25 protein-coding genes are annotated in these 25,917 nt (G+C 68.9%); 16 read left to right on the top strand and 9 right to left on the bottom strand.

What is annotated here, in order from left to right; all coding sequences use genetic code 11:
- The first annotated feature begins 15 nt into the window (after window positions 1-15).
- The 3 genes from cntL to cntI are packed head-to-tail and all read left to right on the top strand — an operon-like array spanning window position 16 to window position 2,941.
- Window positions 16-807, top strand: a complete 792-nt coding sequence (cntL, locus tag LJF27_RS00760) for a pseudopaline biosynthesis protein CntL (protein WP_003104339.1) — start codon at window positions 16-18, stop codon at window positions 805-807.
- Window positions 804-2,105: a pseudopaline biosynthesis dehydrogenase CntM gene (gene cntM, locus LJF27_RS00755; protein ID WP_003095356.1), complete on the top strand. Its 1,302-nt coding sequence runs from the start codon at window positions 804-806 to the stop codon at window positions 2,103-2,105. The genes cntL and cntM overlap by 4 nt, the downstream gene beginning before the upstream one ends.
- The gene (gene cntI, locus LJF27_RS00750) at window positions 2,087-2,941 is read left to right on the top strand and encodes a pseudopaline transport inner membrane protein CntI (protein WP_003104336.1); all 855 of its coding nucleotides are present in this window, start codon (window positions 2,087-2,089) and stop codon (window positions 2,939-2,941) included. The genes cntM and cntI overlap by 19 nt, the downstream gene beginning before the upstream one ends.
- Before the next feature lie 44 nt (window positions 2,942-2,985).
- On the opposite strand, the gene trhA is transcribed toward cntI, so the two are convergent.
- A complete protein-coding gene (gene trhA, locus LJF27_RS00745; protein ID WP_003095352.1) occupies window positions 2,986-3,603 on the bottom strand; it encodes a PAQR family membrane homeostasis protein TrhA in 618 nt (205 codons plus the stop codon).
- Between the two features lie 230 nt (window positions 3,604-3,833).
- Here trhA and LJF27_RS00740 point away from each other — a divergent pair, with 230 nt between their 5' ends.
- Window positions 3,834-4,631, top strand: coding sequence for an SDR family NAD(P)-dependent oxidoreductase (locus tag LJF27_RS00740; RefSeq protein WP_003095350.1), 798 nt, complete (start codon window positions 3,834-3,836; stop codon window positions 4,629-4,631).
- 4 nt (window positions 4,632-4,635) lie between these two features.
- Here the strand turns inward: LJF27_RS00740 and LJF27_RS00735 are convergent, their stop codons facing one another.
- Both LJF27_RS00735 and LJF27_RS00730 read right to left on the bottom strand, forming a co-directional pair.
- Window positions 4,636-5,196: a TetR/AcrR family transcriptional regulator gene (locus tag LJF27_RS00735; protein WP_003112334.1), complete on the bottom strand. Its 561-nt coding sequence runs from the start codon at window positions 5,194-5,196 to the stop codon at window positions 4,636-4,638.
- 67 nt (window positions 5,197-5,263) lie between these two features.
- The gene (locus LJF27_RS00730; RefSeq protein WP_003095346.1) at window positions 5,264-5,803 is read right to left on the bottom strand and encodes a PaaI family thioesterase; all 540 of its coding nucleotides are present in this window, start codon (window positions 5,801-5,803) and stop codon (window positions 5,264-5,266) included.
- Between the two features lie 172 nt (window positions 5,804-5,975).
- Here LJF27_RS00730 and lpdA point away from each other — a divergent pair, with 172 nt between their 5' ends.
- Window positions 5,976-7,379 carry a dihydrolipoyl dehydrogenase gene (gene lpdA, locus LJF27_RS00725; protein ID WP_003095344.1) on the top strand — a complete coding sequence of 468 codons (1,404 nt, stop codon included), beginning with the start codon at window positions 5,976-5,978 and terminating at the stop codon, window positions 7,377-7,379.
- 4 nt (window positions 7,380-7,383) lie between these two features.
- Here the strand turns inward: lpdA and LJF27_RS00720 are convergent, their stop codons facing one another.
- Window positions 7,384-7,839 (bottom strand): DUF2214 family protein, encoded by a 456-nt coding sequence (locus tag LJF27_RS00720; RefSeq protein ID WP_023116786.1) that lies wholly within the window; start codon window positions 7,837-7,839, stop codon window positions 7,384-7,386.
- A gap of 124 nt (window positions 7,840-7,963) precedes the next feature.
- Here LJF27_RS00720 and LJF27_RS00715 point away from each other — a divergent pair, with 124 nt between their 5' ends.
- From LJF27_RS00715 to LJF27_RS00685, 7 genes are all read left to right on the top strand, one after another.
- Window positions 7,964-8,803, top strand: coding sequence for an arylamine N-acetyltransferase family protein (locus LJF27_RS00715; RefSeq protein ID WP_003095340.1), 840 nt, complete (start codon window positions 7,964-7,966; stop codon window positions 8,801-8,803).
- Between the two features lie 329 nt (window positions 8,804-9,132).
- Window positions 9,133-9,351: a hypothetical protein gene (locus tag LJF27_RS00710; RefSeq protein WP_003095337.1), complete on the top strand. Its 219-nt coding sequence runs from the start codon at window positions 9,133-9,135 to the stop codon at window positions 9,349-9,351.
- A gap of 226 nt (window positions 9,352-9,577) precedes the next feature.
- Entirely contained in the window at window positions 9,578-12,289 is a 2,712-nt protein-coding gene (gene mgtA / locus LJF27_RS00705) for a magnesium-translocating P-type ATPase (RefSeq protein WP_003095335.1), read from the top strand.
- Between the two features lie 97 nt (window positions 12,290-12,386).
- Complete coding sequence (locus LJF27_RS00700) at window positions 12,387-13,163, top strand: hypothetical protein (RefSeq protein WP_003095332.1); 777 nt, start codon at window positions 12,387-12,389, stop codon at window positions 13,161-13,163.
- 50 nt (window positions 13,164-13,213) lie between these two features.
- Entirely contained in the window at window positions 13,214-13,423 is a 210-nt protein-coding gene (locus tag LJF27_RS00695; protein WP_003104324.1) for a hypothetical protein, read from the top strand.
- A gap of 42 nt (window positions 13,424-13,465) precedes the next feature.
- A complete protein-coding gene (locus LJF27_RS00690) occupies window positions 13,466-15,133 on the top strand; it encodes a Na/Pi cotransporter family protein (RefSeq protein WP_003104322.1) in 1,668 nt (555 codons plus the stop codon).
- On the top strand, window positions 15,121-15,489 hold the full coding sequence (locus LJF27_RS00685) for an SLOG family protein (protein ID WP_016562402.1): 369 nt from the start codon (window positions 15,121-15,123) through the stop codon (window positions 15,487-15,489). The genes LJF27_RS00690 and LJF27_RS00685 overlap by 13 nt, the downstream gene beginning before the upstream one ends.
- On the opposite strand, the gene LJF27_RS00680 is transcribed toward LJF27_RS00685, so the two are convergent.
- Window positions 15,465-16,826: an MATE family efflux transporter gene (locus tag LJF27_RS00680; RefSeq protein ID WP_003095327.1), complete on the bottom strand. Its 1,362-nt coding sequence runs from the start codon at window positions 16,824-16,826 to the stop codon at window positions 15,465-15,467. The genes LJF27_RS00685 and LJF27_RS00680 overlap by 25 nt on opposite strands.
- 236 nt (window positions 16,827-17,062) lie before the next feature.
- Between LJF27_RS00680 and LJF27_RS00675 the strand changes: the two genes are divergently transcribed.
- Genes LJF27_RS00675 through LJF27_RS00665 form a run of 3 tightly spaced genes read left to right on the top strand, consistent with a single transcriptional unit; the run spans window position 17,063 to window position 19,829 of the window.
- Window positions 17,063-17,425: a GtrA family protein gene (locus tag LJF27_RS00675; protein WP_003095326.1), complete on the top strand. Its 363-nt coding sequence runs from the start codon at window positions 17,063-17,065 to the stop codon at window positions 17,423-17,425.
- Complete coding sequence (locus tag LJF27_RS00670; RefSeq protein WP_003107470.1) at window positions 17,422-18,396, top strand: glycosyltransferase family 2 protein; 975 nt, start codon at window positions 17,422-17,424, stop codon at window positions 18,394-18,396. The genes LJF27_RS00675 and LJF27_RS00670 overlap by 4 nt, the downstream gene beginning before the upstream one ends.
- On the top strand, window positions 18,393-19,829 hold the full coding sequence (locus LJF27_RS00665) for an ArnT family glycosyltransferase (protein ID WP_003123522.1): 1,437 nt from the start codon (window positions 18,393-18,395) through the stop codon (window positions 19,827-19,829). The genes LJF27_RS00670 and LJF27_RS00665 overlap by 4 nt, the downstream gene beginning before the upstream one ends.
- Window positions 19,830-19,831: 2 nt before the next feature.
- Here LJF27_RS00665 and LJF27_RS00660 read toward each other — a convergent pair whose 3' ends face one another.
- From LJF27_RS00660 to LJF27_RS00645, 4 genes are all read right to left on the bottom strand, one after another.
- Window positions 19,832-20,326, bottom strand: a complete 495-nt coding sequence (locus tag LJF27_RS00660; protein ID WP_023116785.1) for a YkgJ family cysteine cluster protein — start codon at window positions 20,324-20,326, stop codon at window positions 19,832-19,834.
- Window positions 20,302-21,537 (bottom strand): DUF1835 domain-containing protein, encoded by a 1,236-nt coding sequence (locus tag LJF27_RS00655; RefSeq protein ID WP_003116093.1) that lies wholly within the window; start codon window positions 21,535-21,537, stop codon window positions 20,302-20,304. The genes LJF27_RS00660 and LJF27_RS00655 overlap by 25 nt, the downstream gene beginning before the upstream one ends.
- Window positions 21,538-21,693: 156 nt before the next feature.
- Window positions 21,694-22,143, bottom strand: a complete 450-nt coding sequence (locus tag LJF27_RS00650) for a DMT family transporter (protein WP_003095321.1) — start codon at window positions 22,141-22,143, stop codon at window positions 21,694-21,696.
- A 208-nt stretch (window positions 22,144-22,351) separates the two neighbouring features.
- Complete coding sequence (locus tag LJF27_RS00645) at window positions 22,352-24,397, bottom strand: NADPH-dependent 2,4-dienoyl-CoA reductase (protein ID WP_003116092.1); 2,046 nt, start codon at window positions 24,395-24,397, stop codon at window positions 22,352-22,354.
- A 359-nt stretch (window positions 24,398-24,756) separates the two neighbouring features.
- Here LJF27_RS00645 and lipC point away from each other — a divergent pair, with 359 nt between their 5' ends.
- Window positions 24,757-25,686 (top strand): lipase LipC, encoded by a 930-nt coding sequence (gene lipC, locus LJF27_RS00640; RefSeq protein WP_003095318.1) that lies wholly within the window; start codon window positions 24,757-24,759, stop codon window positions 25,684-25,686.
- The last annotated feature ends 231 nt before the right edge of the window (window positions 25,687-25,917 follow it).

The raw sequence follows: 25,917 nt of genomic DNA, 5'->3' as shown, positions 1-25,917 counted from the left end.
CCAGGAAGCCATGCCATGCAAGGACGCACACCGCTGCTGGAAACCCTCCGCGAACTGGAATGCGAGATTCGCCTGCTCACCGTCTATGCCCGCGAGTGTTGCGGCTGCTACGAGATCCTCAGGCGCAAGCTCGACCGTCTGAGCGGACTGATCGGGGAGGATTGCAGCCGGGCGCAGTGGCAGGCCGATTCGGACGATCCTGCGTTGCAGGCGCTCGGCCTGCGCCTGCGCGACGCGGCGGTGCAGGCCCTCTGCGAACTGGAGAAGCACCTTTGCCAGGGCGTGCTGCATGAACCCGGCGAGATGGGCCGCTACCTGGGTAGCCTGCTGGAATCCATCCGCGGCGAACTCGACAGCGCCGGGATAGATGCCGATGCACGGGTCCTGTTCGTCGGCTCCGGTGCCCTGCCGACCTCGGCCCTGGTGCTGGCGCGGGAGGTCGGCGCACATTTGTGCTGCCTGGACATCGACGAGGAGGCCCTGGGCTGTGCCCGCGAGATCGCCCGCTGCCAGGGGCTGGAGGCGCGCATGCAGTTTTCCTCGCTGCCGCCGGCGGAACTGGCGTTTTCCCGCGATGCCACGCATTTCCTGATCGCTTCGCTGGTGCAGCAGAAAAGCGCGGTGCTGGCGCAGATCCGCCAGGTCATGCGCGCCGACGCCAAGGTCCTGCTGCGTCACGGCAGCGGCATCAAGGGACTGTTCAACTACCCGGTGGAACCGGCCGAACTGGAGGGCTGGCGGGTTTGCGCGGAGCGGGTCAGCCAGCCGCTGTACGACACCCTGATCCTGGAGAAGGCCGGTCGATGAATGCCGCTGATGAGAGCCTGGGCAACGTCCTGCTGGTCGGTCTGGGCGCGGTGGCGATCCAGGTCGCGCTGGACCTGCGCCGCCACGGTGCCGGTCGCCTCGGCGCGCTGAACCATCCCGGCCGGCGCAGCCAGCGGATCGCCGAGGCCCTGGCGCGCGGCGCCTGCCTGCAGCTGGAAGGGCAGGGGCAGCATCGCTGGCTGTCCGGCAACGCCGCGCTGGACGTCTTCCACCAGGACCCCGCTGAGCTTCGCGACGATTGGCAGACCCTGGTGCTCTGCGTGCCGGCCGACAGTTACCTGGACGTGGTCCGCGGGTTGCCCTGGGAGCGACTCGGCGGGGTGCGCACGCTGCTGCTGGTGTCCGCCTTCATCGGCGCCAACCTGCTGGTGCGCAGCGCCCTGCCGGCGGGGTGCCAGGCGACCGTGCTGAGCCTGTCCAGCTACTACGCGGCGACCAAGGTGATCGACGAGACACAACCGCTGCGGGCCCTGACCAAGGCGGTCAAGCGCAGGGTCTACCTGGGTTCCAGCCGGCCGGACTGCCCGGCGCGGGAGACCTGGCGGCGAGTCCTGGCCGGCAGCGGGGTGGAGGTGGTACCCCTGGCGACGCCGGAAGCGGCGGAGGGCCGCAACGTCACCACCTACGTGCACAGTCCGTTCTTTCTCGGCGAGTTCGCCCTCGCCCGGATACTTTCCGAGCAGGGGCCGCCCGGTTTCATGTACAAGCTCTACCCGGAGGGACCTATCACCCCCGGGGCCATCGGCGCCATGCGTCGGCTGTGGTGCGAGCTGAGCGAACTGTTGCGGCGGATGGGCGCCGAGCCGTTGAACCTGCTGCGGTTCCTCAACGACGACAACTACCCGGTGCACGAGACGATGCTGCCGCGCGCGGCCATCGACGGCTTCGCCGAGGCCGGCGCCGAGCGCCAGGAATACCTGCTGTTCGTGCGCTACGCGGCGTTGCTGGTCGATCCGTTCTCTCCGGCCGACGAGCAGGGTCGCCACTTCGACTTTTCCGCCGTGCCGTTCCGCCGCGTCAGTCGCGACGAAGACGGACTCTGGCGGCTCCCGCGGGTGCCGCTGGAGGACTACCGCAAGCTGGCGCTGATCGTCGCGCTGGCCGCCCACTTCGACCTGGCCATGCCGCAGGCGCGCAGCCTGTTGGCGAGCTACGAGAACGCCGTGTCCCGATTCATCGATTGCCAAGGAGCGAGCCAGTGCCATCCAAGCCTGTATCCGATCGACAGCCGTCCGGCGGCGGACGCCATCTATCGCCAATGGTGCTCGACCTGCTGAAGAGCGGGGTGCTGCTGGCGGTGCTGGCGTCCTTCACCTTCAGCGTGATGAACGCCCTGGTCAAGGAAGCCAGCGCCACCCTGCCGGCTGCCGAGATCGTGTTCTTCCGCAGCGCCATCGGTACCCTGCTGATCTATCTGCTGATGCGCCAGGCCGGTGTCGCCCTGTCGCGCCAGGGCGTGCCGATGCTGCTGGTGCGCGGGGTGATGGGGGCGCTGTACCTGGTCTGCTATTTCTACGCCATCGCCCACATCCCGCTGGCGGACGCGAGCATCCTGGCGCACATGTCGCCGTTCTTCGTCATCCTCTTCTCCGCGCTGTTCCTCGGCGAGCGGATTCCCCGGGCGGTCTATTGGCTGTTGCTGGTGGTGGTGCTCGGCGCGCTGATGATCGTCAAGCCGTTCAGCTATTCCAGCTACTCGGTATACGCCGTGGTCGGCCTGCTCAGTGCGGTGTTCGCCGCCGGTGCCTCGGTGGCGATCCGCCAACTGAGCGCGCGGCACCATACCTACGAGATCGTCTTCTACTTCCTGGCGGTGGCCACCCTGGTGGCCATCCCGCTGATGTGGAACGACTTCGTGGTGCCGGCGACGCTGCGCGAGTGGGGGCTGCTGCTGGCCATCGGGGTCGTATCGCTACTCGGCCAGGTGTTCCTAACCCGCGCCTTCAGTCACGAGAGCGCGACCATCGTTGCGGTGACCCGCTATATCGGCATCGTCTTCAACGCCGGCTGGGGCTGGCTGTTCTGGAGCGAGGTGCCGGACGCGCTGACCATCGCCGGCGGCGTGCTGATCGTGGTGGCGTGCATCGCGCTGTCGCGGACGAAGAAGGGCTGAGCCTCCGGCGCGACCAGCTCCCGCTGCTTCGCGCCGGACCGCGCCTAGAGTACGTAGCGCCAGATCGCCACGAAGTGGAGGAGGCTGCCGGCGATCACGAACAGGTGCCAGATGCCATGCCAGTGGCGGAAGCGGTGGTCATAGGCATAGAAGACGATCCCTACGGTATAGAGCACGCCGCCGGCCGCCAGCCAGGTGAAGCCGGCGCTGCCGAGGGCGGCGAGCAGCGGTTTCACCGCGATCAGCACGATCCAGCCCATCACCGCGTAGATCACCACCGACAGCACTCGCGCCTCGGAGCGTGGCTTGATCTCCTGGAGCATGCCGAGCACGGCCAGGCCCCAGACGATGCCGAACAGCGTCCAGCCCCAGGGACCGCGCAGCGTGACCAGGCAGAAAGGCGTGTAGCTGCCGGCGATCAGCAGGTAGATGGACAGGTGGTCGAGCTTGCGCATCACCACCTTCGCTCGCCCGCGCACGCTGTGGTAGGCGGTCGAGATGCTGTAGAGCAGCGTCAGGGTGACGCCGTAGACGCCGACCCCGACGATCTTCCACGGACTGCCGTTGAGGCTCGCCTGGACCGTCAGCCAGACGGCGCCGGTGCAGGCGGCGACCGCACCGATCAGGTGGGTCCAGGCATTGAGTCTTTCACCGTGATACATGACGCATGATCCTCCCGCGATGGACAACGCCATGGTAGGGCATGTCGGGGTGGTGTGGGTCCTGACCTTTTATTGGCGTTTTCCGTGACGGTTGCATGAAGGTTTTCCTCATCCCTCCCTGCTCGTTGGAACGGATAAAGGCTTGACGGTTTTAATTATGGTCATAATATTAAGTGTGTAATATAAACAGCCGCTGTCAGCGGTCAGGCTTTTTTCCAGCGAGAACCCACATGAACGAACAGATTGGCAATGGCGTCGCCCTGGTCACCGGCGCCTCTTCCGGAATCGGCGCGACCTACGCCGAGCACTTGGCCCGCCGTGGCCACGACCTGTTGCTGGTGGCGCGCGACCGGCAACGCCTGGAAGCCCTGGCGGATCGACTTCGCCAAGCCCACGGGGTCAGGGTGGAGATCCTGCGCGCCGACCTGTCCGAGCGCGACGATAGGTTGCGGGTCGAGCGACGGTTGCGCGACGACGCCTCGATCGCGTTGCTGGTGAACAACGCCGGCGTGGCGATGAACGGTCCGCTGGCCGATGCCGACATGGACCGGGCGGAGCGGATGATCGCCCTCAACGTGGTGGCCCTGACCCGCCTGGCTGCCGGCGCGGCGGAGGGGTTCCGCCGGCGTGGCGGCGGCGCCATCGTCAACCTTGGTTCGGTGGTGGCGCTGGCGCCGGAGTTGTTCAATGCCGTCTATAGCGCGACCAAGGCCTACGTGCTGAGCCTGAGCCAGTCGCTGCAGCACGAGCTGGCCGGCAGCGGCGTTTACGTCCAGGCGGTGCTGCCCGGCGTCACCCGTACCGAGATCTGGGAGCGCAGCGGCACCGGAATCGCCGGGATTCCCGCGGAGATGGTGATGGAGGTCGAGGACTTGGTGGAGGCGGCGCTGGTCGGTTTCGATCGGCGTGAAGCGGTGACCATCCCGTCGTTGCCGGATGCGGCCGATTGGCAGGCGCTGATGACGGCGCGGGCCAGGCTCGCGCCCAATCTGTCGCGGCAGCGGCCGGCCGAGCGCTACCTCGGCTGAGGCCCTAGCGCTCCATCTGCTCCAGCAGCTTCTTGCGCGTCGCTTCCAGTATCCGTTGCGACAGCGCCTCATCCTGCACGCTGCGCGACAGTTGCAGCGCGCCGACCAGCGAAGCGAGCAGCAGCACGGCGCGCTCGCCTGCGTCCTCGCCCTCCAGGGCCGCTTCGATCATCGCCAGGCGCTTGCGCACGATGCTGTCGGTGGTCGGGCTCGGCGTGCCGCGCTGGCCGAGTTCCGCCGACAGGGTCGGCAACGGGCAGCCGGCGCCGGGGTTATCGCGGTGACGCGGCGACAGGTACTGCTCTATCAGCAGCGCCAGCGGTCGTTCCGCCTCCGCCAGGGGCGCGGTGATTTCGTCGAGTTGCGCCGCGGCATGCCGCAACGCGGTTTCCACCAGGTCGTCCTTGGACTTGAAGTGCGCGTAGAAGCCGCCATGGGTCAGGCCCAGGGCCTTCATCAGCGGTTGCAGCCCGGTGGCGCCGACGCCGTCCTGGCGGAACAGCCGGGCAGCCTCCTCGACGATACGCCGGCGGGTCTTCTGCTTGTGGTCTTCGGGATAACGCATGGCTTCGATACCTTGGAATGCAGGTCGTCATCTTAACGCCTGGCGGCCTTCCCTGGCGAAGCCGCGTTCATCCGGCCATGTGCAGGACCAGGCAGGTGGTCGAGCCGACGGCGTAGAGACGGTCGTCGACATCGTACAACCGGCCCTCGGCGACCGCCGTCGAGCGGCCGAGGTGCACCACCCGGCCTTCGGCGCGCACCGGGCCGACCTTGTCGGTCAGCGCGCGCAGGTAGCTGATCCGCAGGTCGGTGGTGGTATAGCCCTGGCCGGCCTGGAGCCGGGTATGGATCGCGCAGCCCATGCAGGAGTCCAGCAGCGACGCGGCGTAGCCGCCGTGCACGCTACCCAGCGGATTGTAGTGGCGGCGGTCCGGGGTGCCCTGGAACAGGAAGCGCCCTTCGGACCACTCGATGGGAACGAAGTCGACCAGTTCGCCGTAGGGCGGACAGGGCAGTTGGCCGCTGCCGATGCGGTCGAAGAACTCCTGCGGGGAGAGCGCGGCGACTTGCGCCAGCTCCAGGGTTCCGCTGGCGCCGAGGCGGGCGCGGGCGGCCCGCTCGGTGGCGATCCAGGCGTTCAGGCGATCTTCGCGGCCGGGCTGTTCCATGGTAGTGCTCCTGTCGTGGTGGGAAAGGGTTGCAGGAAAATTACGGTCATCATATAAGCTTTGCATGACGAGCGAAATACAATCGCTTTCGGTCCCTCTACGCGGCGTTTCCTCTATTTGCGCCGGCGTCGCCTACGCTGAGGGGGCCGTGGCGGGACAACCGAGGAGCAGGATGATGGAAAGCTATGACGTGATCGTGATCGGCGCCGGTCCGGGGGGCTACAACGCTGCCATTCGCGCCGGCCAGCTGGGCCTGAAGGTGGCCTGCGTGGAGGGTCGCGAAACCCTCGGCGGGACTTGCCTGAACGTCGGCTGCATGCCGTCCAAGGCCCTGTTGCACGCCTCGGAGCTATACGCCGCGGCGAGCGGCGGCGAGTTCGCCCGGCTCGGCATCCGGGTCAGCCCGGAACTGGACCTGGCGCAGATGATGAAGCAGAAGGACGAGAGCGTCGCCGCCCTGACCCGTGGCGTCGAATTCCTCTTCCGCAAGCACAAGGTGCAGTGGATCAAGGGCTGGGCGCGCTTGCAAGGCGAGGGCCGGGTCGGCGTGGCCCTTGCCGACGGCGGCCACGCGCAACTGGAGGCGCGCGACATCGTTATCGCCACCGGTTCGGAACCGGCGCCGCTGCCCGGCGTGCCTGTGGACAACCAGCGCATCCTCGACTCCACCGGCGCCCTGGAGTTGGTCGAAGTGCCTCGCCACCTGGTGGTGATCGGCGCCGGCGTGATCGGCCTGGAGCTTGGTTCGGTCTGGCGCCGGCTGGGCGCACAGGTCACGGTGCTGGAGTACCTCGAGCGGATCTGCCCGGGGCTGGATGGGGAAACCGCAAGGACCCTGCAGCGCGCCCTGACCCGCCAGGGCATGCGGTTTCGCCTCGGCACCCGCGTGGTCGCCGCGCGCAGTGGCGAGCAGGGCGTCGAACTCGACCTGCAACCGGCCGCCGGCGGCGCTACGGAATCGCTGCAGGCGGACTACGTGCTGGTGGCCATCGGCCGGCGCCCCTATACCGAAGGACTGGGGCTGGAGACGGTCGGCCTGGCCAGCGATCGTCGCGGCATGCTGGAGAACCAGGGACAGCGCAGCGCGGCGCCGGGCGTCTGGGTGATCGGCGACGTGACCTCGGGACCGATGCTGGCGCACAAGGCCGAGGAAGAGGCGATCGTCTGCATCGAGCGGATCGCCGGGCATGCGGCGGAGATGAACGCCGAGGTGATTCCGTCGGTCATCTACACCCAGCCGGAAGTGGCCAGCGTCGGCCTCGGCGAGGAGCAGCTGCAGGCGGCGAGGCGCGAGTACAAGGTCGGACGCTTCCCGTTCAGCGCCAACAGCCGGGCGAAGATCAACCACGAGAGCGAAGGCTTCATCAAGATCCTCTCCGATGCCCGCAGCGACCAGGTGCTCGGCGTGCACATGATCGGGCCGGGCGTCAGCGAGATGATCGGCGAAGCCTGCGTGGCCATGGAGTTCAGCGCCTCGGCGGAGGACCTCGCGCTGACCTGCCATCCGCATCCGACCCGCTCCGAGGCGCTGCGCCAGGCGGCGATGGACGTGCATGGCCGGGCCATGCAGAACTGAGGGCTCAGCCGCGCATGCCGAAGCCGCGCGCCATCAGCGTAGCCAGCAACGGAATGACCAGCAGCAGGAGCAGTTGCAGGCGCACCGCCAGGACCACCCGCCGGCCCCGGGCCGGCGTCACCGCCGGCACTTCGCCGGCCGTGAGGGCGCCGCGCCAGCCAAGGAAGGTAACGGTCGGCAACAGCGAGACCAGGGCAGCGAGGACGAATAGCCCGACCTTGGCGTGGAACAGGCCATTGTGCAGGTAATAGTCGAGGCCCTTGCCGTACCACAGCACCCGCGCCAGCCCGCTGGCCAGTACCGCCAGGGCGCAGAGGCCGTAGCCGCGGTCGATCGCCGCCAGGCTGCGGGCGCGCTCCAGGTCCAGCGGCAGGCGCAGCAGGCGGTGCTGCAACACCAGCAGGGCGAACAGCAGGAAGATCGACAGGTAGTGCAGGTAGGCGACGATTGCCTGGGCCATGGCGGCGCTCCTCGGGGTGGGATGGGCACAGTCAAGCAGACCCCGGGCCAATGTGCCTGACGGCGCTTCCGGTATTCCCCGAGAATGCGTCTAGAATCGAGCTGGCCATTTTCCGGAGCCCGCCATGACCCCGCTGACGCCCGAGCAGACCCATGCCTACCTGCACCATATCGGCATCGACGATCCCGGTCCGCCGAGTCTGGCGAGTCTCGACCGACTGATCGACGCGCATCTGCGCCGGGTCGCCTTCGAGAACCTCGACGTGCTGCTCGACCGTCCCATCGAGATCGACGCCGACAAGGTTTTCGCCAAGGTCGTCGAGGGCAGCCGCGGCGGTTATTGCTTCGAACTCAACTCGCTGTTCGCCCGCCTGCTGCTGGCCCTCGGCTACGAACTGGAACTGCTGGTGGCACGGGTACGCTGGGGGCTCCCGGAGGACGCGCCGCTGACCCAGCAATCGCATCTGATGCTGCGTCTGTACCTGGCGGAGGGCGAGTTCCTGGTGGATGTCGGCTTCGGCTCGGCCAATCCGCCGCGAGCACTGCCTTTGCCGGGCGACGAGGCGGACGCCGGACAGGTGCATTGCGTGCGCCTGGTCGACCCGCACGCCGGTCTCTACGAAAGCGCCGTGCGCGGTCGCAGCGGCTGGCTGCCGCTGTACCGCTTCGACCTGCGCCCGCAGTTGTGGATCGATTACATCCCGCGCAACTGGTACACCTCGACCCACCCGCACAGCGTGTTCCGCCAGGGCCTGAAGGCCGCCATAACCGAGGGCGACCTGCGCCTGACCCTGGCCGACGGGCTGTTCGGCCAGCGCGCCGGCAACGGCGAGACGCTGCAGCGCCAACTGCGCGACGTCGAGGAACTGCTGGACATCCTGCAGACCCGTTTTCGCCTGCGCCTCGACCCGGCCTCCGAAGTGCCGGCGCTGGCGCGACGGCTGGCGGGACTGATATCCGCCTGAGCGCTTTTGGCCGGTGTCTTTTCGCCGGACTCCTGCGGGAATTTTCCGATGTTCCATAGAAGCCTGAACGAAACGGCTTTTTCGGTTGACCTCGTCTGGCAAGAGGTCTATAAAACCCCCGCCCGCAGAGCCGGGCACTTTCTTTCCCCCTACGAAGAGAGCCATGGACAGTATTCCCAGTAGTCGTCGCCCGGCCCAGCAGATGCCGGCTGGTGCGATGACCCAAACCAACGCACGACGGAACCCGCAACGGGTCGGTCGGTTGAGCGGCATCCTGGGCTGACCCACTGCTTCTCACCCGTGTCCGGCACGCCGGGTACAGGTGAGTCATGAACTTCGAGAATTCGGTATCCCCCGGCGTATCCGCCTTCGTGGCGAAGATGCGCGTGCGCGCCGCGCAGTCCCCCGGCGCGATCCTTCCCGGCCACGGCCATCCTGCGAGCCTCGCCTGGCGTGTCGACCCGGCCGGCGGTCGCCTGGAGTATCGCCGCCTGGAGACGCAGGTCGAAGAGAACCCTGAGAGCGGTCGCCGCCCGATGCGCGGCTGACCCTTTCTCCTGCCCAACCCTTCGCACAAGGAGCCTGCCATGGACGAACCACCAAGTCGGCCTGCTGCGTGCCGCCTGAGCGGCCGCGCGCAGTGGGCCTCACCCGGACAAGCCGAACATTCTTCCCACCGATCGCGAACATCGCGACCCGGCACGCCTTTGCCTGTCACCTGACCGGCAACCGACTCGTGTCGCCGTCGCGCAGCTCGCGACAGGAGACCGAGTCATGAGCGTAGCGACCCAACGCAATACCCAGCTCGATACCGAGCGCCGCAACGACCGACTGTCCATGCGCGCCGCCCGCGAAGCGCAGAACAGCCTGGAAACCACCCTCACCAACGTCCGCGGTCGCCAGGATGGCCTCGACCAGGCCGAGGCCGCCGCCCGGCTGCACGCCGACGGCCCCAACGAAGTGGCCCACGACCGTCCGCCACACGTCCTGGTGCAATTGCTGCAGGCGTTCAACAACCCCTTCATCTACGTGCTGATGACGCTCTCTGCGATCAGCTTCTTCACCGACTTCTGGCTGCCCCTGCAGGACGGTGAGGAAACCGATCTCACCGGCGTCATCATCGTCCTCTGCATGGTCCTGGTCAGCGGCCTGATGCGCTTCTGGCAGGAATACCGTTCGGGCAAGGCCGCCGAGGCGCTCAAGGCCATGGTGCGGAACACCGCCACCGTGCTGCGCCGCGACGAGCGCGGGATGCGCGGCGAGCTGCGGGAAATCCCCATGGGCGAACTGGTGGTCGGCGACATCGTGCGCCTGTCCGCCGGCGACATGATCCCCGCCGACATCCGCCTGATCGAATCGCGCGACCTGTTCATCAGCCAGGCCGTACTCACCGGCGAGGCGCTGCCGGTGGAGAAATACGACACCCTCGGCGCGGTCCGCGAGAAGTCCGCCAAGCGGATCGCCGCCGACCAGCAGGACCTGCTCGAACTGCCGAACATCTGCTTCATGGGCACCAACGTGGTCAGCGGCACGGCCACCGCGGTGGTGGTTGCCACCGGTGCGCGCACCTATTTCGGTTCGCTGGCCCGTTCCATCGTCGGTTCGCGGGCGCAGACCGCCTTCGACCGTGGGGTGAACAGCGTCAGTTGGCTGCTGATCCGCTTCATGCTGGTGATGGTGCCGATCGTGTTGCTGATCAACGGCTTCACCAAGGGCGACTGGACCGAGGCGTTCATGTTCGCTCTCGCCGTGGCGGTCGGCCTGACCCCGGAAATGCTGCCGATGATCGTCAGCGCCAACCTGGCCAAGGGCGCGGTGGCGATGTCGCGGCGCAAGGTGGTGGTCAAGCGCCTCAACGCGATCCAGAACTTCGGCGCCATGGACGTGCTCTGCACTGACAAGACCGGTACCCTGACCCAGGACCGGATCATCCTCGAGCATCACGTCGACGTTGCCGGCCGGCGCTGCGACCGGGTCCTGCAAATGGCCTGGCTGAACAGCTTCCACCAGTCCGGGATGAAGAACCTGATGGACCGCGCGGTGGTCGCCTTCGTCGAACAGAACCCGCGCATCACGCCGTCGGATGCCTGGCGCAAGGTCGACGAACTGCCCTTCGATTTCGTCCGTCGGCGTCTCTCGGTGATCCTCGAGGGCAAGGACGGCGAACACCTGCTGGTGTGCAAGGGCGCGGTCGAGGAAATGCTCGAGATCGCCACCCGCGTGCACCAGGACGGTGTCGACCTGCCGCTCGACGAGGAACGCCGCCGGGCCCTGCTGGCGCTGGCCGAGCAGTACAACCGCGACGGCTTCCGCGTGCTCCTGCTCGGCACCCGCAGCCTCTCGCGCACGGAGTCCCAGGCCCAGTACGGCGCCAGCGACGAGCGCGACCTGGTGATCGCCGGCCTGCTGACCTTCCTCGATCCGCCGAAGGAAACCGCTGGCCCGGCCATCGCCGCGTTGCGCGAGAACGGCGTGGCGGTGAAGGTGCTCACCGGCGACAACCCGGTGGTCAGCGCGAAGATCTGCCGCGAGGTCGGCCTGGACGTCGGCGAGCCGCTGCTCGGTCGCGACATCGACCTGATGGACGATGCCACCCTGCAACGCCTGGCCGAGGAGCGCACGGTGTTCGCCAAGCTGACGCCGCTGCAGAAGTCGCGGGTGCTCAAGGCCCTGCAGGGCAACGGACACACCGTTGGCTTCCTCGGCGACGGCATCAACGACGCCCCCGCGCTGCGAGATGCCGATGTCGGCATCTCGGTGGACAGCGGCACCGACATCGCCAAGGAATCGGCCGACATCATCCTCCTGGAAAAAAGCCTGATGGTCCTGGAGGAGGGCGTTATCAAGGGCCGCGAGACCTTCGGCAACATCATGAAGTACCTGAACATGACTGCCAGCTCCAACTTCGGCAACGTGTTCTCGGTACTGGTGGCCAGCGCCTTCATCCCCTTCCTGCCGATGCTGGCGATCCACCTGCTGCTGCAGAACCTGATGTACGACATCTCCCAGCTGTCGCTGCCGTGGGACAAGATGGACAAGGAGTTCCTCGCCAAGCCGCGCAAGTGGGACTCGAAGAACATCGGCCGCTTCATGGTCTGGATCGGCCCGACCTCGTCGATCTTCGACATCACCACCTACGCGCTGATGTGGTTCGTGTTCGCCGCCAACAGCCCGGAAATGCAGTCGCTGTTCCAGTCCGGCTGGTTCATCGAGGGCCTGCTCTCGCAGACCCTGGTGGTGCACATGCTGCGTACCCAGAAGATTCCCTTCATCCAGAGCACCGCGGCGCTGCCGGTGATGCTGATGACCGGGCTGGTGATGGCGCTGGGCATCTACGTGCCGTTCTCGCCGCTGGGGGCGATGGTCGGCCTGCAGCCGCTGCCGTGGGAGTACTTCCCCTGGCTGGTGGGCACGCTGCTCTGCTACTGCGTCACCGCGCAGACCATGAAGACCCTCTACATCCGCCGCTTCGGCCAGTGGTTCTGAGCGATCGGCCGGGCTTCGTCCCGGCCTTTCCCGGCGCGTCGGCAAGCCTCGCCGCGCCGCGCAACGCACACCGGACCCACGCATGGAGAGACGCATCATGACCCTGCACGACCGGCGCCCGCGGGCGCCCCTTTTCCAACCGCTGCCGGCCGCGCTGCGACGCGCCCTGTCCTGGCGCCTGGGCTTCGTCGCCGCCGCGCTAGCCTGCGTCCTGCTGCTGGCGCTGCTGTCCGAGGCTCGCGCCGCGGGCGGCGCCTACCGGGTCGACGACGGCGAGATCGACCCCGTCGGCGAATGCAACCTGGACGCCTGGCACCAGCGCGAACGCCACCACGGCAACCGCTACCAGTCGGTGCTGTCGCCAGCCTGCACCTTCTCCGCCCTACCATCGGTGCAGCTCGGCGCGGCGCTGGTGCGCGAGGGCGACGCAGGCGATCGGCACAGCCGCCTCAGCCCCGAGCTGAAGACACCGCTGCTGGCCCGCGACGACCTCGGCCTGGCGTTGGCCTTCGCGCTCTCGGCGGATCTCTACCTGGACCGCCGGCACGCCTTCGAAGGCGCCGGCTTCAACCTGCCGCTGAGCTACCAGCCGTTCGAGGCCCTGCGCCTGAACGCCGGGGTCGGCCTGGGGCATGCCTACGCCGAGGGCGAGCGCCGGCATCGCTGGAACTGGGGCGTGGGCATGGAATACCGGGTCGGCCAGCCGTTGACCCTGATCGCCGAACGCTTCGGCGAGTCGGCCGGCGACAGCGGCTGGCAGGCCGGACCGCGGCTGCACCTGGGCGAACGGCTGGACCTCGATCTGCTGGTCGGCGGCCACCTGCGCGGCGAGCGCGAGCGATGGCTGGTCTCGGGAGCGACCTTGCGTTTCTGAGCCCAAGGGCGTGCCGCGCTGCGGCGCGCTCCTCCACCGAGGAAGCAGCCATGAACGTCGTACGCAAATGCCTGGGCGCGTCTCGCCGCGCGCTCTGTGGCCTGGCAGCACGGCTGCTGGCGAAGGCCGCGCACCTGCTGATGGTGGTCAGCGTGCGCGCATACGCCAGCGGCCGCCTGAGCCAGGTCGAAGTGAAATACCTGCTGGACTGCTCGAGCGCGCTCAACCGTGCATCGCTCAGGCTGGCCATGGGTCAATGAGCCCGTTCCCTTCACGATCCATTCCGAACCGGGAGTTCCGCCATGCTGGGAACCATCCTCCTGATCAACCTGGCCGGTGCCGTGGCCCTCCTGTTGTGGGGCACGCACATGGTCTCCAGCGGCGTGCTGCGCGGTTTCGGCACTGTGCTGCGCAACTGGCTCGGCCGCCACCTGGGCAACCGCTGGCTGGCCCTGCTCGCCGGGCTCGGCATCACCGGCCTGCTGCAGAGCAGCACCGCCACCAGCCTGATGGCAGCGTCCTTCACTGCCAGTGGCACCCTGGGCCTGGCGCCGGCGCTGGCAGTGATGCTCGGCGCCAACGTCGGCACCACCCTGGTGGTGCAACTGCTCAGCTTCGACACCTCGTTGCTGGCGCCGCTGGCCCTGCTGTCCGGCCTGCTGCTGTTCCGCCTGGGCGACGGTCCACGCCTGGAGAGCCTTGGCCAGTGCCTGATCGGACTCGGCCTGATGCTTCTGGCGCTGGCGTTGCTCGGCCATTCCCTGCAGCAGATCGAGGCCTCGCCAGCCTTTGTCGCGGTGATCCACGGCCTCGAAGGCGATCCGCTGATCGCCCTGCTGCTCGCCGCGCTGCTGACCTGGGCCTGCCATTCCAGTGTCGCGGTGGTACTGCTGGTGGCGTCCCTGGCCCAGGCAGGACTGGTCTCGCTGCCCATCGCCCTGGCCCTGGTGCTCGGTGCCAACCTCGGCGGCGCCTTGCCGGCGCTAGGGGTGGCCGGTAGCCGGGTGGCGCGGCGCCTGCCGTTGGGCAACCTGCTGGTGCGCCTGCTCGGTTGCCTGCTGGTGCTGCCCTGGCTGACGGCGCTGGCGCAACCGGCCAACGCACTCGGCGGTGCGGCGGCGGTCTGGTTCCACAGTGCTTTCAACCTGGCCCTGGCACTGCTGGCGATCGGCTTCACCGGACCCCTTGCGGCGCTGCTCGCGCGCCTGTTGCCGGAAGAGGCACAGTCCGACGAGCCGGGCATGCCGCGCTACCTCGACGAAGCCGGGCTGGAGGTGGCCAACATCGGCCTGGCCAACGCTACTCGCGAAGTCCTGCGGCTGGCCGACATGGCCAGTCTGATGCTGCGCGCCACCAGCGGCCTGTTGCAGCGACCGGAGGCGAAGGTGGCGGCGGAAATCCGTCGCCAGGACCAGGCCCTCGACCAGTTGAGTGCGGCGATCCGCGCCTACCTGGCAGACCTCGGCCAGGACGGCCTCGGCGACAGCGACGCCGATCGTGCCCAGGAAATCCTCCTGTTCGCCATCAACATCGAGCACATCGGCGATCTCGTCGCCAACAGCCTGCTGCCCCTGGCGATGCGCTGGGCCGGGCGCAGTCGCGCCGGCAGCGAGTTCGAGCTGGGCCGCATGCTGCCGTTGCAGGCGGCGATCGAGGAGAGCCTGCACCTGGCGATCAGCGCGTTCCTTCGCGAAGACCTGGACGCCGCGCTGCGCCTGGTGGCGCGCAAGAAGTTGCTGCAGCGACTGGAGGCCGATGCCAGTCGCGAGCGCTTCCGTCGCCTGCGCGACGATCGCGGTGCCTGGGTGGAGTCCGGTGACGTGTTCCAGCGCATTCTCCGCGACTACCGACGCATCCACCATCATGTCACCGCCCTGGCCTATCCGCTGCTCGAACGCAGCGGCATCGATCCGATGGCGAAGCGGCCGGACGAGCCAGGGCAAGGGGAGGGATCGGCATGCGCCTCCTGATCTGCGCCGGACGCCATTTCAAGGACGCCGAACGCCTGCGCCTGGCGCTCGACCAGTGCCACGGCCTGCAACCGGTGGCGCTGCTCGGCCACCTGCTGCATGCCGGCAGCGGCCTGCCGGACGAGGCCGAGCGCTGGTGCCGCGAGCGTGGCGCGGATTCGCGCGCCTACGATTATCCGGAGCGCAGTGGCAGCGACAACGCCTTGCGCGAGTATGGCGAGGCCGTCTTCGGCGAGGCCGCGCCGGACCTGGTGCTGGTGTTTCCCGGTGGGCGCCTGGCCAGCGAACTGGTACAGGTCGCGCACGCCGCCGACGTCCCGCTGATGCTCGCCTATCGTCCGCTGTCGGCGCCCTGAGCGGCGAACCAGCCATCGCGGCGGGTCAGGCGCCAGCCGTAGGCGGCCAGGACCAGCCCGCGCAGCAGCATGAAGGCGAGGAACGCCAGCCATAGCCCGTGGTTGCCCAGCCCCTGCAACAGCCAGCCGAGGGGCAGGCTGGCGGCCACCGCGACGAGCATCGCGTTACGCATCTCGCGGGCGCGGGTGGCGCCGATGAACAGGCCGTCGAGCAGATAGCTCCACATCCCCAGCAGCGGCAGGCAGGCCAGGTACGGCAGATAGGCGTAGGCGACTTCGCGGACGCCGGCGATGTCGCTCTGCAGGTCGATGAACAGGTGGCCGAACAAGGCGAACAGCGCGGCGAACGCCAGGCTTGCCAGCAGCGACCAACCACCGGCTACCACCAGCGCGCGGCGCAGGGCGGCTCGGTCGCGGGCGCCGATGGCGTGGCCGCAGAGCGCCTCCACCGCGTGGGCGAGACCGTCGAGGGCGTAGGACGTCAGGAGCAGGCCGTTGAGCAGCAGGGCGTTGGCGGCTACCGTGGCGTCGCCGAGGCGGGTGCCCTGTACGGTGAGCAGGAAAAACACCAGTTGCAGGGCCAGGCTGCGGATGAAGATATCCCGGTTGACCATCAGCAGCGGCAGCCAGGACAGCCAGTGGCGCAGGCGTTGCCACTGCGCCCGCCCGGGGCGCCGGGCCAGGTCGCGGCGGGTCAGGGCCAGGCCGAGCAGGGCGCCGCTCCATTCCGCCAGCACCGAGGCGCGGGCCGCGCCTTGCACGCCCCAGTCGAGGCCGTGGACGAACCAGAGCACCAGGGCGATGTTGCTCAGGTTGGTGGTCAACAGGATCGCCAATGGCGCCCGTGCGTTCTGCGTGCCGAGGAACCAGCCGACCAGTGCGTAGCTGGCCAGGGCCGCCGGCAGGCCGAGCAGGCGGGTATGGAAGAAGGCGCGGGCCTCGCCGGTCAGTTCCGCCGACGGTTGCATCAGTTGCAGGGCCCAGCCGCTCAGGGGCAGGGCCAGCGCGCCGAGCAGCAGGGCCAGGAGCAGCGCCATGCCCAGGCCCTGGGCGAGGATCAGGCGCAGCGCGCCGCCATCGTCGCGGCCGGCGGCCTGGGCGGCGAAGCCGGTGGTGCCCATGCGCAGGAAGCCGAGCACGCCGACCATCAGGGTGTACAGGCTGCCGCCCACGGCTACCGCGCCGAGCTGGTAGGCGTGCGGCAGGTGGCCGACCACCGTGCTGTCCACCAGGTGCACCAGGGGAACGGAAACGTTCGACAGAATCATCGGCCCGGCCAGCGCCCAGACCCTGTGGTGGGTCGGGGCGTGGCGCCAGGCATCGCGCAACAGGCTCATGGGGTCCTCCGGATCGGCCGGGCAGTATAGCGACGGCGGCGAGGCCTGCGGAAAACCCGTTTTTCATATCCGGTAACAGACCTCTGCCTGCCGTGTATTCCTTGTCCGACGCGGCTTCCAGGCCTGCCGCGGGGAACCCTGCGAAAACCTGTCAGGAAGCTTGCGCAGCGCTAACCGCGGGGCTTTGCGCACCTTCCTAGAATGCCGGCGTCGGTTGTTTCCAGAGGAAGCCATGCATGCTCCTGGGGCGTTTCGTCTCGGTCGGCGCCGGTGCCACCGCCGTTCATTACCTGGTGCTGACCCTCCTGGTCGAGGGCTTCGCCGTCGGCGCCGCCGTGGCCGCCGCGACGGGAGCAGGCTGCGGGGCTCTGGCTGCCTACCTGGGGCATCGCCGGAAGACTTTCCGCCACCGTGGCCCGGTGTTCCGTTCGCTGCCGCGCTTCTTCGCCGTCAGCCTGCTTTGCGTACTCGGCAACGCCGTCCTGGTGTTGCTGCTCGGCGACCTCGCCGGACTCGACTACCGCCTGGCCCAGCTCGCCGCGACCGGCGCACTGCTGTTGGCGACCTATCACCTTCATCGACTCTGGACCTTCTCATGATGATCGAACCTTCCCTGGCGTCGAAGCTCGAGGCCCCCTGCCTGCTCAGCGTGGTAGTGCCGGTGTTCAACGAGGAGGCGGTGCTGCCGGCCTTCCACCAGCGCCTGGGCGCCGTGCTCGGCGACCTTGGCGACGATTGCGAGGTGCTCTATGTCGACGACGGCAGCACCGACCGCAGCGCGACGATCCTCGCCCAGCTACAGGCCGCCGACCGCCGGGTGGGCGTGGCCCGCTTCACCCGCAACTTCGGCAAGGAACAGGCGATGAGCGCCGGGCTCAAGCTGTCGCGCGGCGCCGCGGTGATCGTCATCGATGCCGACCTGCAGGATCCCCCGGAACTGATCCCGCAGATGCTCGACGCCTGGATCGGCGGCGCCGAAATGGTCAACATGCGCCGCCGCAGCCGGGCCGGCGAAAGCTGGCTGAAGCGCGCCTCGGCGAGCGCCTTTTACCGTTTGATCAACCGCCTCAGCGAGGTGCCGATCCCGCGCGACGTCGGCGACTTCCGCCTGCTCGACCGGCGGGTGGTCGATGCCCTTTGCGAGCTGCCGGAAGGCAATCGCTTCATGAAGGGACTGTTCGCCTGGGTCGGTTTCCGCCAGGTCGATATCGCCTATAGCCGCGCCGCCCGCGTCGCCGGCCACAGCAAGTGGCGCTACTGGCGGCTGTGGAACTTCGCCCTGGAAGGCATCACCGGGTTTTCCACCGCGCCGCTGAAGGTCGCCGGCTACCTCGGCCTGCTCAGCCTGTTGGCGGCCCTGGCGACCCTGCTCGCCGGGATCTTCGGCCAGCAGGAGATCCACGAACACTGGCCGGTGATCGCCGCGCTGTTCCTGATCGGCGGCCTGCAACTGCTGGCCATCGGCGTGTGTAGCGAATACCTCGGGCGGATGACCATGGAAGCGCGGCGCCGCCCGCTCTACCTGATCGACCGCTACCTGCCGGCGCAGGTCGGCGGGGCCAATCCGTGAGGGCGCTGCGCGGCTGGCCGCTGGCCTGGCTCCTGCTCGCCCTGGCCTTCGCCATCCGCCTGCTGAGCCTGGGCAGCTATCCGCTGATGGACACCACCGAGGCCCGCTATGGCGAGGTGGCGCGGAAGATGGCCGAACTGGGCGACTGGATCACGCCCTGGTACGACGTCGGCGTGCCGTTCTGGGGCAAGCCGCCGCTGGCCTTCTGGCTCAGCGCCGGCGGCCAGCTTCTGCTCGGCGCCAACGAGTTCGCCAGCCGCCTGCCGCACTGGTTGCTGGGCGTGCTGGTGCTGTGGCTGGTATGGGACTGGCAGGCTCGCGAAGATCGTCGGCAGGCGCGGATCGCCTGCGTCCTGCTGGGCAGTTCGGCGCTGTTCTTCGTCGCCTCCGGGGCGGTAATGACCGACATGGCCCTGGCCCTGGCGCTGGTCCTGGCCATGCGCGGCTTCTGGCTGGGCCTGCATGGCGCGGAGGGAATCCGGCGCCGCGAGGGCTGGCTGATGTTCCTCGGCCTCGGCCTCGGGCTGCTGGCGAAGGGGCCGCTGACGCTGATCCTCGCCGGACTGCCGATCGGCCTGTGGGCCTTGCTGGAGTGGCGCTGGCGCGCGCTCTGGCGGGGCCTGCCATGGATCCGCGGAAGCCTGCTGATGCTCCTGGTGGCCGCGCCCTGGTACCTGCTGGCGGAGTTGAAGACGCCGGGCTTCCTCGAGTACTTCCTGCTCGGCGAGCATTGGCAGCGCTTCGTCACCGCCGGCTGGGACGGCGACCGCTACGGCAATGCCCACGCCTATCCCTACGGCAGCGTCTGGCTGTTCCTGCTGGCCGCCGCGTTTCCCTGGAGCCTCTGGCTGCCGCTGCTGCTCTGGCTGGGCTGGCGCCAGCGCGGGGAGGTGGTCGATGGCGTCGCCTCGCGCAGGCGCTACTGGCTGTTCTGGGGACTGGCGCCGTGCCTGTTCTTCACCTTCGCCGGCAACGTCCTCTGGACCTACGTGCTGCCCGGCCTGCCGGCCCTGGCGTTGCTCGCCGCCGACCTGCTGCGCGCGCCGGTGGCGCGCAGCGCCTGGCTGCGGCGTGGCGGGTTGGCTTGCCTGGCACTGACCCCATTGCTGTTCGCGCTGTTCCTCGGCTCCCTGTTGCTGGGCTCGCGCGCCGAGCAGAAGTCCACCGCCGCGCTGCTGGCCAGCGACGCCGGCTGGCGCGAGCGGCCGCTGGTGTTCTGGCCGAAGCGGCCGTACTCGGCAGTGTTCTACAGCGGCGGGCGGGCGCAACGGGCGGAGGACAGCGAGCTGGCCGGCTGGTTGCGTCGCGACGCCCTGCTGGCGATCCGCTCGCGTTCGTTCGGCGCCTTGCCCGACGAGGTGCGCCAGCGCTTGCGCTGCCGGCCGCCGGTGGGACAGTACCAGTTATGCCAGGGCGTGGCGCCGCCTGGCTGAGACTACCTCGGCCGGTAGGCGCAGTAGCCGGGACGCGGGCCGATGCGCGGGTGGTTGCGGCAGGTGTCCGGGCGGCGGGCATAGATGGTGCACAGGCGGGTCTTGCGGTCGAGGTACAGGCAGTCGCTGTTGGCCATGCGGGTGAGGGTGAAGATCTCGCGCTTGTGGTTGAAGTGCTCGATCACGCCATCCTTTTCCAGTCGCTTGGCGATTCGCTTGGCCGGCTCCTCGCGCTCGAACTCGTCGACCAGTCGCATGCGGATCAGGTCGTCGATGCGCACTTCCACCGGCAGCGTGCAGCAGGTCGCGTTGCACTCGCCGCACAGGCCTTCGCGGTATTTCACCCAGGTATCCAGGCGGTCGGGGTCGGCGGCGGCGAGCGGGATTTTCTTCATCGGCGGGCGGGTGCGGGGAAAACGGGCGCGCAATGATAGTGGCTGCGCGCCCGTTGCGCTCGTCCGGGCGATGAGCGTCAGTGCCGAGGGTCCTCCCGCCATACCGGCCGGTCCTGCTCGTCCAGCGCCCAGTGCGCGGTGCCGGCGCGCAGGCATACGCCGCCGACCCAGCGTTCGGGGGCGCCGAGGTCGAGGCGGTAGCGCCGCCCGGCCAGGACCTCGCGGCCCGCAGCGGTCAGGGCCAGCGGCTGGCGTTCCCAGGGCAGTTCCGGTGCCGGCGTGCGCAGCAGCGCGCCGGGCTCTTCCAGCAGCGCGCGGAGCAGGACGCGGAACATCAGGTCGCCGAGATAGGGCAGCGGCTCGCGCCGTGCGGTCAGCTCGGCGAAGACCTGGCCGGCGCTCGGCCGCTCGCTGTCGCGGACGATCTCCAGGGTCAGCCGTTCGCTCAGCGACAGGCCGTCGCGCAGGGCCGGCAGTTCATGCAGTTGCCGACGCAGCGCCGGCCCCAGCAACGGTAGCGCCGGGGTCGGCGCGGCGGCCAGTTGCGCCCAGCGCAGTGGCGCCGGATCGCGGTAGGCGTCCCAGGCCGCGCGGGCCAGCGCCAGGGCTTCGGCGTCCAGCGGGCGACGCCGGGTCCATAGCCAGGCGAGCAGCTCAGGCGCCAGTTGGCCGATGCCGACGAAGCGCTCGACGCCTGGCACGCGGTCGATCTCGATCAGTTCCAGGTGCTCCGGCGGCGTCTGCATTCCTGCCAGCACCCGGACCAGGAACAACTGGTCGTAGGCATCCGCCTCGCACCAGAGCGCCACCCGCGAGTATTCGCCGAGCCGCTCGAGCCCGGCGTATTCCTGGCGCTGGCGGGCCTGGGCGTCGGCCGGGTCGAGGTCGAAGGCGCGGCTCAGGTAGTCGCTGCGCAGGGCGAGGAACTCGGGCAACGGCAGGTTCGGCACCGGTCCCATGGTCAGCGGGTCGGCGAACATCCGGAAGCCGCCGCGAAAGCCGGCGAGCTTCAGGCCGTGGGCGATGTCGTTGCCGCAGCGCAGGTGCAGGGTCGCGGCCTCATCGCCGCCGACCAGATCGGGGTGGCGGCTGGCGAAGGCGATGGCGTCGACATGCGCCTTGAGTCGCGGCCAACTGGCGAAGCCCAGTTCGCGCGCCACCTGCCACTGGGCGTCGGCCAGGCGCGGCGCCTGCCCCGGAAGCCCTGTACGGCTGGCCGGGTCGCGGCGCCACTGGCGCAACAGCTCCTTGGCGCGCTTGCGTTGCTGTTCGAGATTGATCCGGCCGTCGCCGAGAATGCGGGAAAAGGACATACGATCTCCTCTGCAGCCTTGTCCGCCATCAGGCCTGGAGTCGCATGCGCGATGCGTGGGGTGGATCGCCTGGGCGCTGCCCTTTCCGCGGACGGGAGGCGTGGAGAACGCCGAGGCCGACTATAGGCCGGCCGACGCGTCCGCGGCAAGACGCACTCAGCCCTTGCGGATCATCCAGATGCCGGCGCCGATCAGTGCCAACCCGCCCAGCTTCAGCGCGCTGATCGGTGCCTCGCGGAAGCCGGCCCAACCGAAGTGGTCGAGGCTCATGGCCATGCCCAGCTGGCCGGCAAGCACCAGCACCATGAACATCAGCGCGCCGATGCGCGGTGCGGCGAAGGCGGCGATGAAGATGAAGAACATGCCGAGGAAACCGCCGCACCAGTGCCACCAGCTCAGCCCGCGCAATGCCGCCAGGCCGGGAAACTCGCGCTGCGAGAGGGTCAGGGCGAGCAACCCGAGGGTGCCGACGAAGAACGAGATCAGTGCCGCGGCGAGGACGCTGGACACCTGCTTGGCCAACTGGCCGTTGATCCCCGCCTGCAGCGGCAGGCAGGCGCCGGCGAGCAGGGGCAGGACGAACAGCCACCAGGGTGGAGTGGGCATGCAAGACTCCTGGAACGATGACGGCGAGCGCGCCCCGCGCATGGCGAGGGACGGGCCGGAGTGGTACGGGGAGTCGCACAGTATGCACCAGGCGGGGGCGGAGGAGGAAAACGCGAGACCCCATCGCACGCCCTCGGATTCCGCCCGGCGGGTAACCGCGAGCGGTTGTTCGCCCTACGGCAGCCATACCGCCAGCGGCGTTATCCCCCTACAAGCGCGCCGCCAGCATGGCCCCCTCGCGAATCGCCCGCTTGGCATCCAGTTCCCCTGCCACCCGCGCCCCACCGATCAGGTGGAAGCGCAGGCTTTCCGCCGCCTGGCTGATCTGCAACTCGCGCAGCGGCTCCTGGCCGGCGCAGATCACCACGTTGTCCACCTCCAGCCAGCGTTCCTCGCCGTCGACGCGGATCAACAGGCCGCGTTCGTCGATCTTCAGGTACTCCACCCCGCCGAGCATGCGTACGGCGTTGTGCCTGAGGTGTGCGCGGTGTACCCAGCCGCTGGTCTTGCCGAGCTGCGCGCCGGGAGCGCCGGGCTTGCGCTGGAGCAGCCAGACCTGGCGCGCCGGCCGCGTCGGAGCGGGTTCGCGGAGGCCGCCGGGCTGGCTGTTGTCGAGGTCCACGCCCCATTCCGCGAGCCATTCGCCGAGCGCCCGCGGCTGGCCGTCGCTGGGCGCGGCGACGAGGAAGGCGGCGACGTCGAAGCCGATGCCGCCGGCGCCGACGATGGCGACCCGCGCGCCCACCGGCGCGCCGCGCAGCACGTCCACGTAGCTGAGTACGGTCGGTCCGCCGATGCCGTCGATCCTTGGCCGGCGTGGCTGGATGCCGGTGGCCACCACCACGTCGTCGAACTGACCGTCCAGCTCGCCCTGGCGCACCCGGTGGCCGAGGCGCAGGTCGACGCCGAGGCGTTCCAGACGCACGCGGAAGTAGCGCAGGGTTTCGCGGAACTCCTCCTTGCCGGGAATCCGCTTGGCCAGGTTGAACTGCCCGCCGATTTCCCCGCTCGCCTCGAACAGGCTGACCCGATGCCCGCGCTCGGCGGCCACGCAGGCGGCGGAGAGCCCGGCGGGGCCGGCGCCGATCACCGCGATGCGCTTCTGCGTGCGCGCCTTGCGGTAGCGCAACTCGGTCTCGAAGGCCGCCCGCGGGTTGACCAGGCAGGTGGCGCGGCGGTTGGCGAAGGCATGATCGAGGCAGGCCTGGTTGCAGGCGATGCAGGTGTTGATCTCCTCGGCCCGGCCGGCGCCGGCCTTGGCCACGAACTGCGGGTCGGCCAGCAGCGGCCGGGCCATCGACACCAGGTCGGCCTTGTCGGTGGCGAGCAGGGATTCGGCGACCTCGGGGGTGTTGATCCGGTTACTGGCGATCACCGGCACCTTCAGCTCGTGGCGCAGCCGTGCGCTGACCTCGGCGAAGGCCGCGCGCGGCACCGAGGTGACGATGGTCGGCACGCGCGACTCGTGCCAGCCGATGCCGGTGTTGAGCAGGGTGATTCCGGCTTCCTCCAGGGCCAGGGCGATGCGCCGCACCTCGTCCCAGGTATTGCCGCCCTCGACCAGGTCGAGCAGCGACAGGCGATAGCAGAGGATGAAGCGTTGGCCGACGATCCGCCGGATGCCGCGGACGATCTCCAGCGCCAGGCGCATGCGGTTTTCCAGCGGGCCGCCCCACTGGTCGTCGCGGCGATTGGTGCGCGGGCAGAGGAACTGGTTGAGCAGGTAGCCTTCGCTGCCCATCACCTCCACGCCGTCGTAGGCGGCGGCCTTGGCCAGCCGCGCGCAACGGACGAAGGCGCGGATGGTCTTGCGGATGCCGCGCTCGGAGAGCTCGCGCGGGGTGAACCAACTGATCGGCGACTTCAACGGCGAGGCGGACACCGCCATCGGGTGGTAGCCATAGCGCCCGGCGTGGAGGATCTGCAGCAGGATCTTGCCGCCCTCGGCATGCACCGCCTGGGTCAGGCGACGATGGGCGGGCACCTCCAGGGCGCTGGTGAGGCTGCTGCCGAAGGGCAGCAGCCAACCTTCGCGGCAGGGCGCGAAACCGCCGGTGACGATCAGCCCGACGCCGCCCCGGGCACGCTCGCGGTAGTAGGCAGCGAGCTTGCCGAAGTCCCACAGACGATCCTCCAGCCCGGTGTGCATCGAACCCATCACCACGCGGTTGCGCAGACGGGTGAAGCCCAGGTCCAGCGGGGCCAGCAGGTGCGGATAGGGAGCGGCGGCGAGCGGCGGGTAGGGGTTGCGCATGGCGCGGTTCCGGTAGCCAGGGACGCTTCACCATAGGAAGTTGCGCCGCCGCCGAATGCGGCCCGCTTGCCGGAACCGCCAGGCATTTCGGTCAAGCCGGCGGACTGGCTGATCGGATAGGTGCTCGCTGCGCTGCACCGCTGTGGCCCCGGGTGACAGGCATCGAAAGCTCTCCGACAGCACTTGCGGCGCGGCGGGCGGAATGGGAACGGCGGCGCTGTTACCCGGGGTAATGGCTTGCGCCGGAAGCCCAACTTAAGCACGGCTCGACGCCTTTGGCGGCGCTGTCAGGCTGGGGTTCCGGCCCGCTCAGCACGTGCCTTGCCAACTGCCTGTCCAATCCGAACGGAGTCTCGACGATGAACAAGAACAAGACGTTCCTCGCGGCGGCGCTGGTAGCGCTGGCCGCCAGCCTTCCCGTGCACGCTGCGACCGACTACACCCGCACGCGCTATCCCATCGTGCTGTCCCACGGTCTGTTCGGCTTCAAGAGCGTCGGCCCGGTGGACTACTGGCACGCTATCGTGCCGGCCCTGGAGAAGGACGGCGCGAAGGTCTTCGCCACCTCGCAGTCGCCGGTGAACAGCAACGAGGTGCGCGGCGAACAGCTACTGGCGCAGGTGGAGGAAGTCCTGGCCCTGACCGGCGCGGAGAAAGTCAACCTGATCGGCCACAGCCAGGGCGGCATGACCGTGCGCTACGTCGCCGGGGTGGCGCCGCAACTGGTGGCCTCGGTCACCACCATGGGCACGCCGCACAAGGGCACGCCGGTAGCCGACGCGGTGACCGGCTTCAGCGAGTTCCTCGGGCCGATCGGCACCGAGGTGATCGCCTCGGCGGTGGAGGCGCTGTTCTCGGTGGTCGACATCGTCGACGGCGGCGAGTGGGTCAAGGGCGACGCGCTGGCTGCCCTGAACAGTCTCAACACTCCCGGCACCGCGCGGTTCAACCAGCGCTTCCCGCAGGCGATCCCGGCCAGCGCCTGTGGCCAGGGCGCGGAGACGGTAGCCGGGGTGCGCTACTACTCGATGAGCGGCACCGGCTCCCTGACCAATGCGCTCGACCCGAGCTCCGCCGGCCTGGCGGTGACCGGGCTGCTGTTCGGCGAGGCCAACGACGGTCTGGTCGGCCAATGCTCCAGCCACCTGGGCAGCGTGGTGAAGGACAACTACCGGATGGACCATCTGGACGAAGTCAACCAGTTGCTCGGCCTGGTCAGCCTGTTCGAGAGCGACCCGACCCAGGTCTATCGGCAGCATGCCAATCGCCTCAGGAACGTCGGACTCTGATCCGCTCGCCGGGTCGCCGCAGCCCTAGGCGACCCGGCATTAGTCTTTGGTCTAATGGCACCTGGATATCACCTCCTGTTCGCGCGCCTCGCGGCGTTCGGACCTGTCCCGATTCCGCGCACCTTGCTGGACAAGGTTTGCGCCGCCGTGTAATGACTCCGGTCAAGGCAGAAAAACCCAGCGTTCGTGTAGGGTTCGCTGCCCCGTAGCCATGCCCGGCTGGCGTACCTC

It is taken from the genome of Pseudomonas sp. 203-8 (assembly GCF_020708595.1).
Lineage (GTDB): Bacteria > Pseudomonadota > Gammaproteobacteria > Pseudomonadales > Pseudomonadaceae > Pseudomonas > Pseudomonas aeruginosa.
Note: the sequence above shows the minus strand (reverse complement) of the source record. Positions and strands in the feature narration are given on the sequence as shown.